The sequence below is a fragment of the Kitasatospora sp. NPDC058243 genome (genome assembly GCF_042882025.1).
GTDB lineage: Bacteria > Actinomycetota > Actinomycetes > Streptomycetales > Streptomycetaceae > Kitasatospora.
The window spans coordinates 50,313-62,904 of record NZ_JBHVWW010000015.1 but is presented as its reverse complement, the minus strand read 5'-3'; the positions used below and the strand labels follow the sequence as shown (position 1 = coordinate 62,904).

Annotated in this window: 11 protein-coding genes and 2 tRNA genes; 7 read left to right on the top strand and 6 right to left on the bottom strand. The window is 72.0% G+C overall.

Annotated features, from left to right (window positions below; all coding sequences use genetic code 11):
• The first annotated feature begins 159 nt into the window (after window positions 1-159).
• Both ACFVX9_RS13195 and ACFVX9_RS13190 read left to right on the top strand, forming a co-directional pair.
• A complete protein-coding gene (locus ACFVX9_RS13195; protein WP_387981634.1) occupies window positions 160-1,083 on the top strand; it encodes a hypothetical protein in 924 nt (307 codons plus the stop codon).
• Between the two features lie 290 nt (window positions 1,084-1,373).
• Entirely contained in the window at window positions 1,374-2,033 is a 660-nt protein-coding gene (locus tag ACFVX9_RS13190) for a polysaccharide deacetylase family protein (protein ID WP_208869253.1), read from the top strand.
• 129 nt (window positions 2,034-2,162) lie between these two features.
• Here ACFVX9_RS13190 and ACFVX9_RS13185 read toward each other — a convergent pair whose 3' ends face one another.
• Window positions 2,163-2,975 carry a hypothetical protein gene (locus ACFVX9_RS13185; RefSeq protein WP_387981632.1) on the bottom strand — a complete coding sequence of 271 codons (813 nt, stop codon included), beginning with the start codon at window positions 2,973-2,975 and terminating at the stop codon, window positions 2,163-2,165.
• Window positions 2,976-3,169: 194 nt separating this feature from the next.
• Here ACFVX9_RS13185 and ACFVX9_RS13180 point away from each other — a divergent pair.
• Window positions 3,170-3,240: transfer RNA gene (locus ACFVX9_RS13180), tRNA-Cys, on the top strand.
• Between the two features lie 146 nt (window positions 3,241-3,386).
• Here the strand turns inward: ACFVX9_RS13180 and ACFVX9_RS13175 are convergent.
• From ACFVX9_RS13175 to ACFVX9_RS13165, 3 genes are all read right to left on the bottom strand, one after another.
• Complete coding sequence (locus ACFVX9_RS13175; protein ID WP_387981631.1) at window positions 3,387-4,103, bottom strand: hypothetical protein; 717 nt, start codon at window positions 4,101-4,103, stop codon at window positions 3,387-3,389.
• A 45-nt stretch (window positions 4,104-4,148) separates the two neighbouring features.
• Window positions 4,149-6,527, bottom strand: coding sequence for a hypothetical protein (locus ACFVX9_RS13170; protein WP_387981629.1), 2,379 nt, complete (start codon window positions 6,525-6,527; stop codon window positions 4,149-4,151).
• A 2-nt stretch (window positions 6,528-6,529) separates the two neighbouring features.
• Window positions 6,530-6,601: transfer RNA gene (locus ACFVX9_RS13165), tRNA-Gln, on the bottom strand.
• A 110-nt stretch (window positions 6,602-6,711) separates the two neighbouring features.
• Here ACFVX9_RS13165 and ACFVX9_RS13160 point away from each other — a divergent pair.
• From ACFVX9_RS13160 to ACFVX9_RS13150, 3 genes are read left to right on the top strand one after another with little or no spacing between them, the layout of a single operon-like run.
• Entirely contained in the window at window positions 6,712-7,071 is a 360-nt protein-coding gene (locus ACFVX9_RS13160) for a hypothetical protein (RefSeq protein WP_387981628.1), read from the top strand.
• A 48-nt stretch (window positions 7,072-7,119) separates the two neighbouring features.
• Window positions 7,120-7,980 carry a glycerophosphodiester phosphodiesterase gene (locus ACFVX9_RS13155; protein WP_387981626.1) on the top strand — a complete coding sequence of 287 codons (861 nt, stop codon included), beginning with the start codon at window positions 7,120-7,122 and terminating at the stop codon, window positions 7,978-7,980.
• A complete protein-coding gene (locus ACFVX9_RS13150; RefSeq protein WP_380479000.1) occupies window positions 7,977-9,416 on the top strand; it encodes an MFS transporter in 1,440 nt (479 codons plus the stop codon). Before ACFVX9_RS13155 ends, ACFVX9_RS13150 begins: the two co-directional genes overlap by 4 nt.
• 54 nt (window positions 9,417-9,470) lie before the next feature.
• Here ACFVX9_RS13150 and ACFVX9_RS13145 read toward each other — a convergent pair whose 3' ends face one another.
• Complete coding sequence (locus tag ACFVX9_RS13145; protein ID WP_380479002.1) at window positions 9,471-10,124, bottom strand: TetR/AcrR family transcriptional regulator; 654 nt, start codon at window positions 10,122-10,124, stop codon at window positions 9,471-9,473.
• Between the two features lie 82 nt (window positions 10,125-10,206).
• Between ACFVX9_RS13145 and ACFVX9_RS13140 the strand changes: the two genes are divergently transcribed.
• On the top strand, window positions 10,207-11,124 hold the full coding sequence (locus ACFVX9_RS13140; protein WP_063352449.1) for an alpha/beta fold hydrolase: 918 nt from the start codon (window positions 10,207-10,209) through the stop codon (window positions 11,122-11,124).
• A gap of 129 nt (window positions 11,125-11,253) precedes the next feature.
• Here ACFVX9_RS13140 and ACFVX9_RS13135 read toward each other — a convergent pair whose 3' ends face one another.
• A complete protein-coding gene (locus tag ACFVX9_RS13135; protein WP_380479005.1) occupies window positions 11,254-12,579 on the bottom strand; it encodes a helix-turn-helix transcriptional regulator in 1,326 nt (441 codons plus the stop codon).
• Window positions 12,580-12,592 lie beyond the last annotated feature (13 nt).

Below are 12,592 nucleotides of genomic sequence, written 5' to 3'. Positions count from 1 at the left end.
CCGGCCGTCGGCGGGAGGATTTGAATATGATCCGGCCGCTGGCGTCAACGCGCTTGGTGTGTCAGGTAGTTGTGGTACGTTCCGTGGCCTAACCACAAATAGGTGACCCCGGCAGCGCGGCAACGCTCCGGGGTCCGGCAACAGGAGACAGACCTCCCGATGCGTGTCCATCGTAGCGCCCACGTGCGCGATTTCACCGTGCTGCCCAACACCATGCTGCAGTACCGGCGGCTGTCCTACACCGCTCGCGGTCTGCTCGCGGACCTCCTCTCCCGCCCGGACGGCTGGCGCGAGGACGGCCGGCACATGGCCGACACCAGCCCCCAGGGGCGCGGCGCCATCCGCAAGGCGCTCAAGGAACTGACCGAGGCGGGCTTCTACCGGGTCGAGAAGATCCGCATGCCCGACGGCACGATCATCACCGAGACCCACGTCTACGACACCCCGCAGCTGATGCCGCCGGGTACCACCCGCCCGGCGCCCGGTGAAGCGACCACCGGCGGCGCTGACGCCCTGGTAAAGAACCCGGCGAAAGAACCCACCCACCCCTCCCAGCAGCCCGGAGAACGCGTTACCACCCCGGGGACGGAAGGGAGGGAGGGGGACTCCGAAGACGACGCGCCGGACGAACAACTCCGCGACGCGGTCTCCACCCTGTTCCGGGTCATCCGCCCCGAACCACGCCTGCACCTGGGCGAGGCCGAAGCACGTGAACTCGCACCCCTGGTCGCCCAATGGCTCGAACGCGGCAGCACACCCACCGACCTCACCCAGGCCCTGCTGCCGGGTCTGCCCACCCCGATGCACTCGGCAACCGCCGTACTCCGCTACCGCCTGCAGCACAAGATGCCACCCGACCGGGCCGCTGTACAGCCCGCAGCGGCCTGCTACGCCGAGTGCGCCCAGTGCCACGACCCCGTCCCTCAACCCGGCATCTGCCGCGCGTGTGCGGGCCTCGTCAGCCGTCCTGCGGGCGACAGCCGCACGACGGGAATCGCCTCCGCAGGAGCAGCGCGGGTCCGGGCCTCGCTCGCTGCCGCCAGAGCCGCCGCATGGGCACCGGCCGCCGTCGCGGCCAGGTGAAACGCCGGCCGGTTCCGGACGGGGTGGAACCGGTATTCGGGCCGTGCGGGCCGGGCACTCGTCGGGCGACTTCTGGGCTGGCATCCGGGTGAAATGGGGCGGAGTCGCCTGGCGCGAATGGAAGCCGGGTTCGACGCTGCCAGAATGCAATTTCCCTGAAGGCCACCTGCACAGGCGGTGCCGCCGGACAGCTGGAGCAGAACATGCGAATCATTCGACCACGCAACAGCCCGGAAGAAGCGGCCGGTGGAGGTGCGGCGCGTTTTCCGTGGACGCTGATGTACCACTCGGTGGCGTCAACGAGTGAGGATCCCTATCTGATTACCGTCGACCCTGCGCGATTTCGCCGCCAGCTGCGCTGGCTGTCCGCCCGCGGGCTGCGCGGGGTGTCGGTCGGCGCCCTGATGCGCTCGCACCGGGGCGGCAGCGCGGCGGGCATGGTCGGGCTGAGTTTCGACGACGGATACCGCGACTTCGTGGAGGAGGCCATGCCCGCGCTGGCGGAGTACGGGTTCACGGCGACGGTCTACGTGGTGGCCGACCGGCTGGGCGGATACAACGACTGGGACCGGCAGGGCCCGCGCAAGCCGCTGATGACGGCGTGCCAGGTCCACGAGGCCGCCGCCGCCGGGCTGGAGATCGGCTCGCACGGGCTGACGCACCGGCGGCTGGCGGGCCTGGGCGCGCGGGAGCTGGCGGCCCAGGTCGCCGACAGCCGCCGCGTGCTGGAGGACCTCACGGGGCAGGAGGTCGAGGGATTCTGCTACCCCTACGGTTCGCTCGACGCCGCCGCGGTGGAGGCGGTGGCACAAGCCGGCTACGGGTACGGGTGCGCGGTCAGCCCCGGGGTCCACAGCGGGGTGTACGCGCTTCCCCGCTGCTACGTCGGTGACCGGGACGGGCCGCTGCACCTGGCGGCGAAGCTGGTGCGCGACCGCTGGCGGCGCTGACGGCCGGCGGCGCCGACGGCCGGCGCTGACGGTCGACGAGGACCTGCCGGAGACGAAAACCTGCCGGGCACCGCGGAGCGCGGTGCCCGGCAGGTCGGCGGGCGGTGGGTGGTGGGTGGTGGCGGGAGGTCAGTGGGTGGTGGTGGCGGGTTCCAGATGCAGCCAGGACTCGTGCCACAGCAGGGCGCAGCGGCGGTCGCAGCCGGTGGCGAGCGGTTCGCCGCCGCAGCGCAGGCCGTTGAGGATGAACCAGCGGCCCTTGGTGGGGTGCTGCCACCAGGCGAGGGACCGGTGGCGCAGTTCGGTGGCGCTGTGGCGGGTGTCGGCGTGGAGCTCCATGCCCGGCTGGAAGGGGACGCCGTCCAGTCGCCCGTCGGGGTCGAGGGTGGCGCGGATCTCCGGGAGGCTGCGCACGGTCGCCCAGAGGACGGCGGGCCGGGCGGCGGGGACCGGCGCGGGGGCGGGCTCCAGCCATTCGTCGCGGAACAGCAGGGCGCAGTCCAGTCCGCAGCCCTGGGCCCCGTCGGCGCCGTGGCAGGTGGCGCCGGCCAGGGCGACGGTGCCGGACAGGCGCCGCACCCGGTAGTGGTCGTCGATCATGCGGCGCACGATGCGTTCGACCTGGTAGACGCCGCCGCAGAACGACCACTGGCTGCGGGTGAACCACAGGCCGCGATGGCGGTCCTTGGCGTCGAGGGTGGCGCGCACCGTGGCCTCGTCCTTCACCCGGACCCAGTCCCCCTCGGTGAAGCGGGAGGGCCGGCCGGGCGTCGGGACGGCGGCGCGGCGCTCACGCAGGCCTTCGCGGACGATCCGCGCGCGGCGCACGACACCGAGCGGGGGAAGGTCGCGCAGGGGGAGGCTCTTGTACTGGCACCGGTTCGCAGCGGTTCCACAACGCAGCTCCGTGGTACGGGTGAACCATGATTCCTCGACGGCCATCAGTGAAATCCCATCGGGTCGGAGATATCGGCACAGGCTAGCGCACCGTGACTTTTCCGCGCTGGCCCGCCGGACCCTGTCGACACCATGTCGAGAGAAATAGCACTAGACGCATTAAGAGCCTTCTGGAGTGAAAGATCCGCGTCGCCGGGGAATCCCCGTTCATGCTCGTGTAATGTTTCCCTCGTTGCCGCGGTGGAGTGGCTGAGTGGCGAGGCGACGGCTTGCAGGGCCGTTTAGATGGGTTCGATTCCTATCTCCACCTTTTCTTTTCGGCGATTTCGCCCGTATTCCTGGCCTGGGAATTGTCCGGGTTCGCGCCCTGATTCGTGCTGAGGGTGAAGACCGACCCGGACGGGCGTGACTCCGGGTCAGTTGGTCACGTCGGCGGCTTCCTGGTTCGGCGGCGGGTCAGTCCTCGGCCGGGACCTCGACGGCTGCGCGGATGTCCCGGGCGCGGTCGGCCAGTTCCTGTGGGGAGCTCTCGCCGGTGCTGTCGACGACGATGCCGACCGTGCTGCCGTCCGCCCACACGCAGGTGGTCTCGGACGTGGACGGGTAGGTGAGCACCGCACACTCGAACGCGCCGCCGAGGGGGCCTGTCGGGTAGTCCTGCCGTTCCGTCACCGTGTCGTTGAACACGTCCGAGGCCGCCAGCCGTCCGAAGTACTTGTTCAGTTCCCGCTGGGGCTCCGCGAAGCTCCCGGTCAGTCCGACCAGCAGCAGCGTGGTCTTGGACGATCCGGTCGTGCCGTAACCGCCCACCGTCAGCTCCCGGTACGGGCTCAGCGCCCTGATCCGCTGCTGGTAGCTGGAGCGTGCCGTCTGGACCGAACCGTCGTCCGGCAGATGAACCTGGTCCCCGATCCGGTCTTGCAGCGCGATCCGGTGCCGCGGCGGGGCGCCGGCGCCTGTCACGGCGGCCACCACCAGTGCGGCCAGGAGGCCCACGGCCAGCGTCGCCGCCACTACGGCCTTGAGGGACAGCCTGCGGTACCAGGGCAGCGGGGCCACCGGCTCCAGGGTGTTTGCCCAGATCGCCTGGAGGCCGTGGGGCTTCTCGGCGGGCCGGTCGGTCGTCTGGTCGGCCGTCTGGTCGGTGGTCTGGCCGGTTTTCTGGCCGGTCACGTCGTCTCGTTCGTGGAGTTCGTGGAGTTGGTGGAGCAGGGGTGGTCAGGTCCTGGGGGCCGGGTGGAGCCAGTGCGGTCCTGTGGTCCAGCCCAGGAGGCGGCGGCCGGCGTCCGCGTCCGCGGCGCCGCCGCGGGCGGCCTGGCGCAGGCCGGCCAGGGCGGGGGCGAGACGGGCCGCGACGTGGGCGGGGTGGCGGGCGGCCTCCCCGCGCAGTCCGGCGATGACCCGGGCCTGCGCGGCGGGTTCGCACAGGGAGAGGTGGAACACCAGGTGGCGCCACGCGTACGCCGCGTCCTTGATGGTGGACAGCGGCCGCGGGTTGTCGTGGATCCGGGCCGTCGCGTGGCACACGGTGGTGAAGCTGCGCCAGGCCAGGTCGTCCCAGCCCGGCTCGGGGCTGATGCCGACCCGGGTGACCAGGGTGGCCAGGTTGTGCGTGGTGAGGATCTGGGCCTGCTCGATGATCTTCCCGTTGGATGCGACCGACCATCCTCCGGACACCTCGGCGCGCTGCGCGCACAGCTCGGTGAACCCGGGGGAGGAACGGGGGCGTCGGCCGCGCGCCGGGGCCTTGCCTGCCTTGCCTGCCTTGTTCGCCTTGTTCGCCTTGTATGCCTCGCCCGCCTCGGCGGTCGCGAGGTCGTGGACGGCCGCGTAGTCGATGGCGTAGTAGCGCTCGTACAGCGTGCCGCTGAGCAGTTCCGCGGCGGCCCGGGCCGCCGCCAGGTACTTCGGGGTGAAGGTGCCCGTGAAGATGTCCGCCGCCAGTTCCTCCACGAACGGTGCGTCGAGCTTGGCCTGCCGGGCGAGCACGCCGAGTTCGCGCACCAGCGGGTTCGGCAGGAGCGTGCCGGGGAACGCCTGCACGGCCAGTTCGCCGAGCTGGTGCAGCGCGGTACGCGCGGGTGCACGGCCGTCCTCGCCGACGCGGTGTCCGGCCACCGCCCGTACCCAGGGCAGTTCGTCGACCCGCACCTGCCCGGTGAGGTCGCTCAGGAGCAGCGAGCGGCGGTTGCGGAACGCCCGGTAGTTCGCCGCCATCAGGGTGCGCAGTGTCTCGTCCGGGTAGGACTGGGAACTGGTCACGGCGACGAGCTGCGGGACCAGTTCGGCCAGGACCTCGGCCGAGGGCACCATGCCGCGTTCCACGAGCGTGTCGAGCGGGGCGCTGAGCGCGGCCTCGACCACCTGCCGGATCGCTGCGGGCACCGGGGTGCCTGCGGGGAGGCGGGTGTTGCCGGTGTGTGCTTCGTGCGCCGAGACGTCGGCGACCAGCGGGGCCACGTCGGCCACACCCGTCTCCTGGTGCAGCCCGGAGAGGCGGCGCAGCACCAGCTGGGCGAGGTCGTGGTGCGACGGCTGGGCCGCCTGGACGGCCTGGCGGGTGCGCAGTTCGGTGTGCCGGTCGGAGCCCGGCCGGCCGCGCCGGCGCACCATGGATGCCACCGCGTGCCGCAGCAGTCCGAGGCGGCGCGCGTCCAGCGGCCGGCCGGCGGCGGTCTCCGCCAGGGCGCCGCGCAGGATGCCGAGGTTCTCCTTCGGGTCGCGGTGCTTGGTGCAGCGGGTGTGGGTCGCGGCGAGTTCGTCGTAGCGGCGGAGCAGCATCGCGCTGCGCTCCAGCCAGGCGCTGTCGGGCGTACGCTCCAGCACCCGGCCGGCCTCGGCGGTCTCCAGCCAGTGGGCCAGCAGTTGGTCGCCGAACGGCTGCCAGACGGTGAGCGCCTCGCGCTGCGCTTCCACGGCGGCGTTCGGCCGCCGGCCCGTGAGGGTGGTGACGGCGTCGCCGACCGTGCGCCGGTGCACCGCCTCGGAGTCCGGCGCGGGCAGCGCGGACGGTCGGGGGGTGAAGCGCAGCCGGCCGGCGAACGGCTCCAGGACGTCGACGAGTTCCAGCGCACCGGCCGCGTCCCCGGCCCGCACGAGCCACGCCACCGTCAGCAGCGCCGCCTCCTCCGGCACGGCGGCCTCGTAGCGGCCGCTGTCGAGGAGGTCGTACAGCCGGGACAGGCCGGGCTCGGTGAGGCAGTACGCGAAGAGCGCCCCGCGCTCGGCCGCCACCCCGGCCAGGGCCGCAGCCTCGCGCTCGTACGGCTGGAGCGGGCCCTCGGCGCTCGCGGCGGAGGTGGCGAAGCCGCCCCGTACGACCTCGGGCGTCACCCAGGCGGGCAGTCCGGTCACCGGGGTACGCGAGCCGATGGTCAGCCGGCCGTCGGCGATGCCGGCGAGCACGGCGCGCCAGCGGGCGACCCGGGCCTCGGCGCTGCGCCGGGTCTCGGTGTCGGCGTCGTCATGGGAGTCGGTGTCACCGTCGGCGTGGGCCGGTGAGGCCAGGAACGCCTGGGCCAGGGCCAGTTGGCGCTGCGGGTAGTGCGCGGATGTCCCGGCCCCGGCGGGGCGCTGCTGGTCAGCGTTGTCGTCCATAGCCGACGTGGCAGGTTCCGCCCCTGCGCCCTCCGGGTCCAGAGCCCGGCGCTCTGCTGCTGAGCTACACGTCGATGGGCGCGAGACTATGCGTCCGGTCGGCGGCCGTGCAACGTACTTTCGCTGCCTCCGCCGGGCTCGCGGCGTAGCCTGGCACTTCGGGTGCCTGATGGGGGGAGCCGCCGTGTCGATCGAGTTCGTTCGCCGCCTGGACGGTCTGGTGTACCACTTCCGCGCGGACGGCGTGTTCAACGGCAGGCCGTCGTACAAGCGGGTGGACCTGGACGTGTGGTGCCGGTGGCTGCCGGAGCGGGGCTGGTGCACCGTCGGCGCCGACGGGGTCGCCAACTCCGGGCCGCTGGCGGGGCGGACGGACGACCGGGAGCTGCTCCCTCCGCACGGTCCTTGGCGCAGTTGGAAGGCCGGCAAGTCGTACCTCTACGATCTGCGCCGCGTCGACGATCCGGGCGGTAGCGGTACTGATGGCACTGCTGGCACTGATGGCACTGATGGGACTACTGGCGGTACCGGCGTTACTGCTTGACAGGGTGCGTAATACTGTAACGCGCATCCCAGCAGCTCGGAGCACCACATGCACCCCTTCCTCGACCACCCCGGGCCGCTCGCCTTCGCGCACCGGGGCGGTGACCTCGGCCACCCCGAGAACTCGCTCGCCGCCTTCGCGGCCGCCGTCGCCCTCGGGTACCGCTACCTCGAAACGGACGTGCACGCCACCCGCGACGGCGCGCTGGTGGCCTTTCACGACACCCGCCTCGACCGGGTCACCGACCGCACCGGGGCGGTGGCCGAACTGCCCTGGGACACCGTCAGGCAGGCCCGGATCGGCGGCACCGAGCCCGTGCCGCTGCTGGAGGACCTGCTCGACGCGTTCCCCGGGGCCCGCTTCAACGTCGACGTCAAGGCGGCGGCCGCCGTCGGGCCGCTGGTCGAGACGATCCGCCGGACCGGCGCCTGGGACCGGGTCTGCGTCGGCGGCTTCTCCGACAGCCGCCTCGCCGCCGTCCGCGCCGCCGCGGGCCCCCGGCTGGCCACCTCGCTCGGCCCGCGCGAGGTGGCCCGGCTGCGGCTGCGCTCGCTGGCCGGGCCGCTGCTGCGGGGGCGTGGGGAGCGGGCGCGGTCCGGGGCGCGGTTCGGGGCGCCGTTCGCCGGGGCGCGGTCCGGGGCGCCGTTCGCCGGGGTGTGCGCGCAGGTGCCCGAGCGGCACCGGGGCGTCCGGGTCGTCGACCGGGCCTTCGTACGCGCCGCCCACCGCCTCGGCCTCCAGGTTCACGTCTGGACTGTGGACGATCCCACACGGATCAGGGCTCTCCTCGGCCTCGGTGTGGATGGCATCATGGCCGATCGCATAGACGTCCTGCGGGACGTCCTCGGCGAGCGCGGCTGCTGGAGCGACGGCAGCACCGGCTCCAGCACGGTGATGGGAGCCCCATGACGAGCACCACGGACAACCTGCCGGACCGTCGGCCGGACGATCTTCCGGACGGCCCGCCGGAGCGCGCGGCGGCCGCCGCCGACGACAGCGCCCTGCGCCGGATACGGTTCGGCTGGTACATCAACGACTGGGCCAACGCCGCCTTCTCGGCCACCGTCCTGACGGTGTTCCTCGGGCCGTACCTGACCACCATCGCCAAGAACGCCGCCGACGCGGCCGGCGACGTGCACCCGCTCGGACTGTCGGTGCGCGCCGGGTCGTTCTTCCCGTACACGGTCTCCTTCTCCGTGCTGCTCTCGGTCGCGGCGATGCTGCTGACCGGCACGGTCGCGGACCGCACCGGGCGGCACAAGGAACTGATGTGCGGCTTCGCCTACGTCGGCGCGGTCGCCACGATGGGGATGTTCCTCCTCGACGGCGACCGCTACCTGCTCGGCGGCGCACTGCTGGTGGTCGCCAACATCGCGTACGCGGTGTCGGTCGCGCTCTCCTACGCCTACCTCCCCGGCCTGGCCACCCCCGACGAGCGCGACGCGGTCTCCTCCAAAGGCTGGGCCTACGGCTACGCGGGCGGCGGACTGCTGCTGATCGCCAACCTGGCGCTGTTCCAGGGCCACGACGCGCTCGGCCTGTCCTCCGGCACCGCCGTGCGGATCTGCCTGGCCTCGGCCGGCCTGTGGTGGGCGCTGTTCACGATCGTCCCGATGCTGCGGCTGCCCTCCCGGGCGGGCGCGGCCCCCGGCCGTACCGTCGCCGTGCCCGACCGACCCGCCTCTGCGCCGGACCGGCCCGCCGCCGGCAGCCTGCGCGAACTCGCCCGCACCCTGCGCGGGATGCGCCAATACCCGCTCACACTGCTCTACCTGGGCGCCTTCCTCTGCTACAACGACGGCATCCAGACCGTCGTCTCCCAGGCCTCGCTCTACGGCAGCGAGGAACTCGGCATGGACCAGACCACGTTGGTCGCCGCCGTGCTCCTGGTCCAGATCGTGGCGATCGGCGGCGCGCTGCTCCTCGGCCGGATCGCCCGCCGCTACGGCGCCAAGCGGACCGTCCTCGGATCCCTGGTCGGCTGGGTGGCCACCCTCGCCCTCGGGTACCTGATGCCCGCCCACCAGCCCGTCTGGTTCTTCGCCCTGGCCTGCATGATCGGACTGGTGCTCGGCGGCAGCCAGGCGCTCTCGCGCTCGCTGTTCTCCCACCTCATCCCGGCGGGCCGGGAAGCCGAGTACTTCAGCGTCTACAAGGTCAGTGACCGCGGCACCAGTTGGATGGGCCCGCTGGTCTTCGGCCTCGCCTACCAGATCACCGGCAGCTACCGTTCGGCGATCATCTCGCTGCTGGTCTTCTTCCTCATCGGCTTCGTCCTCCTGCTGAAGGTCCCCGTCCGCCGCGCCATCGAGGCGGTCGGCAACCCCGTCCCCGAACGGCTCTGACGCCCCGGCCGGGGGTGCCTACGGTCGGCTGCCGCTTTTGCCGCCGTCGGGGGTTTACGAGCCGGGGAAGAGTCGGCCGAGGTGGTAGTGCAGGACCGCCACCGCGTCGTCCGCCGTCCGCTGGCCGAGGAGGACGCTCAGGCCCAGGCCGGCGGAGACCGCCAGGAGGACGACGGCCTCCTGGCGGGCGTCCATGCGCGGATCGGTGTCCCCGGCCTGCCGGGCGGCGGTCAACTGGCCGACCAGGAAGTCCTCCATCTCGTTGGGCGCCGTGAGGAACGACTGGCCGGTGAGCGCGGGGTCGGTGATGGAGAGCACCGCGTACTCGGTGTAGACGAGGTGGAAGGTCCGGCTCTCCTCGTCCGTCGGCACGGACTCCAGCAGGACCGCCTCGACGATGTCGCGCGGTGACGCCGCGGGCCCGGCCGCCCTGGCGCGGTCGCGGATCCGTTCCTGGACTCGCTCCTGGACCCGTGCCTGGACCCGCCCTTGGATCCGTTCGCCCATTCGTGCGGCCAGGCGGGTGAGCGCCGCGAGCAGCAGCTGCTCCTTGGTGTCGAAGTAGTACTGCACGAGCCGCACCGAGACACCCGCCTCGATCGCGACGGACCGCATGGTGACGGCGTGCAGCCCGGTGTCCGCCGCCGTGCGCAGCAGGGCGTCGATGATGTGGGCCCGCCGCTCCTCGTGATCCACCAGCTTCGGCATCGGGTTCCCTCCAAACGTTTTTATGGTACAAACATACCATCAAGTGCTGCTGTTTCATGCATTCCGAGCACCGGGAGGGAACATGACCAGGACCAGCGTCGGACACTTCGTCAGCGAGAAAGCCCGAACGAAGTTCCTTGAGGCCTACGACCGTGCGATGGAGCTGTGGCCCGGCCCCCGTCGGGAACTCGATGTCGAAACCAGCTACGGCACCGTCCACGTCCACCACTACGGACCCGACGGACCCGACGGATCCGAAACCGGCGAACCGATCGTGCTGCTGCACGGCCATGCCGGACACCCGTCCAACTGGTACCCGCAGATCGCCGCCCTGGGCGAACACCACCCCGTCTACGCGATCGACACGCTCGACGACCCCGGCCGCAGCGTCCAACGCGCCGTCGCGGCCGGCTCCGAGGAGAACGCGGCCTGGCTCGGCGAGGTCTTCGCCGGCCTCGGACTCGACCGCATCCACCTGGTCGGCCTCTCCTACGGCGGCTGGCTGACCCTCAACCAGGCCATCCACGCACCCGAACGCCTCGCGTCGATCGCACCGATGGACCCCGGCGGCATCGAGAAGGTCCCCGCCCGGTTCTACGCCCACATGATCGGCGGCCTGTTCGGCATGCTCGCCCCGCGGCCGCTGCGCCCCGCGCTGGGACGCCTGCTCGCCAACCCCGCACTCAGCTCGCCGCCCGAGATGATCGCCCCCCTGATGCTCGGCATGCGCAGCTACAAGCCGAACACCCGCCCCGCCGCCAGGCCGTTCACCGACGAGGAACTGAGCTCCATCCGCCTGCCCACCCTCGTCCTGCTGGGCAAGCGCAGCGCCCTGCTCCGCCCGCGCCACGTCCTCCAGCGGGTCACCGCGCTGATCCCGGGAGTCCGGGCCGAGATCGTGCAACGAGCCGGCCACGGCCTCAACCTGGAACGCCCCGACCTGGTCAACGAACACCTGCTGCAGTTCATCACCTCAACCCGGCAGGAGACCCGGAGCTGACGGTCGGCCCCCGCCGCCGGGTGCGCGCACCCAGGGCTCGGCCGAGGCCCGAGAAGGGCCCGGCCGGCGACCCCGACCACCACAGCGTCGGACGCTCATGCCGGTGATGCCGGAGATGCCGTTGAGACGTCAGGCAGTCCTCAAACGATCCAGGAACTCAGGTACACCCGGCACCCGCCGGTAGGGCTTGAACGCGGGCGCGAGTTCACGTACCAGAGTGACGCACCGTTCGGCTCCGATCCGGGTGGCGAGGTCGAGGGACTGGTGGGTGACGGCGAGGGCCTGCTCGACCTCCCGGGCCCGTAGGAGACTGCGGGCCTCGTAGGTGAGGAAGATCCCGCGGGTCTTGTCGCGGGATCGTGGCAGCAGGCTCATGCCCTCGTCGATGCGGGCGTGGGCTTCGCCGGTGCGGCCGAGGTCGAGCATGCACTGGCCGGAGTCGACGGCCAGGTCCGCGGTGCTCATCCACCCGCACCATGCGGGAGCCCGGTCAGGGCTGTCGGTCAGCAGGGCGGTCTCGGCGGCGGCCAGGTCGCGGTGGCAGTCGGCGGCGGAGCCGAGGGCGGCGTGCGCGCGGGCCCGGCGAAGGTGGAGCAGGGACTGCGCGGTGGGGTGCCGAGTGTGGATGAGGGCCTGGCTGAGCGGTTCGATGGCGGCGCCGGGCTGGCTGAGCCAGATCGACTGGTAGGCGAAGTCGGAGAGGATTCCGGCGCCGAGGTCGCGGTCGCGGGAAGCGTGCGCGTTGGCGAGGGCCGCGTTCCAGAGCTTGCCCGCCGCGAAGTGCTGGCCCTGGTCGAACCGGTGCCAGCCGCAGGTGCTCGCCAGGGAGGCGGCCAGTAGGTGCAGTCGCCGGCCGATGGGTTCGGTGTACCGGCCCTGCTCCAGCAGGTCGGTGACCGTCTCCAGCTGGGCATCCATCAGTTTCGCGGTGTGCTGCCGCTGTTCGGTGGGCTGGGCGGTCAGCTTGGCGCTGGTGTCCTCCAGCCAGTCGACCAGTTCGGCGTCGAGCTGCTTGCCGTCCAGTGCGGTGGCGAGCCGGTCGGGTTCGAGCGTGGCCCACTGGGCTGAGAGCCCGGCCAGCGCGAGCGCGCTGAAGGTCATGAAGGTGCGGCGGCGATGGTCCATTGCGGCTCTCAGTGCATCTCGAAGTGCGTGGACGGTGAACGCCGATCCGAGCGGCACCGGCTGCTCCTGGCCGGGCAGCCAGTGCGGCCACTCGAAGGCGTCCAGGTCGCCGATCGAGACGTCGAAGGCTTCGGCGATCAGGAGCTGGGACTCGATGCTCGGCGTCTTGCGCCAGTTCTCCCACTTGCTGACGGCGGCCTTGTCGGTGCCGGAGCGGAGACCCTCGGGCCTGTTCCTGGCGGCGTGGTGGATGCGGGCCGCGAGGTCGGTCTGGGACCAGCCGCGAAGCGCGCGGGCGTACGCGAGGGGGTGCCGGATCTGGTCGTCCACGGGGCCAATCCCA

Excerpts from the sequence above, each read along its gene's own strand:
- ACFVX9_RS13185 (WP_387981632.1), bottom strand. The coding sequence starts at position 2,975 with ATGGCCGTCGAGGAATCATGGTTCACCCGTACCACGGAGCTGCGTTGT.
- ACFVX9_RS13170 (WP_387981629.1), bottom strand. The coding sequence starts at position 6,527 with ATGGACGACAACGCTGACCAGCAGCGCCCCGCCGGGGCCGGGACATCC.
- ACFVX9_RS13195 (WP_387981634.1), top strand. The coding sequence starts at position 160 with ATGCGTGTCCATCGTAGCGCCCACGTGCGCGATTTCACCGTGCTGCCC.
- ACFVX9_RS13155 (WP_387981626.1), top strand. The coding sequence starts at position 7,120 with ATGCACCCCTTCCTCGACCACCCCGGGCCGCTCGCCTTCGCGCACCGG.
- ACFVX9_RS13145 (WP_380479002.1), bottom strand. The coding sequence starts at position 10,124 with ATGCCGAAGCTGGTGGATCACGAGGAGCGGCGGGCCCACATCATCGAC.
- ACFVX9_RS13150 (WP_380479000.1), top strand. The coding sequence starts at position 7,977 with ATGACGAGCACCACGGACAACCTGCCGGACCGTCGGCCGGACGATCTT.
- ACFVX9_RS13140 (WP_063352449.1), top strand. The coding sequence starts at position 10,207 with ATGACCAGGACCAGCGTCGGACACTTCGTCAGCGAGAAAGCCCGAACG.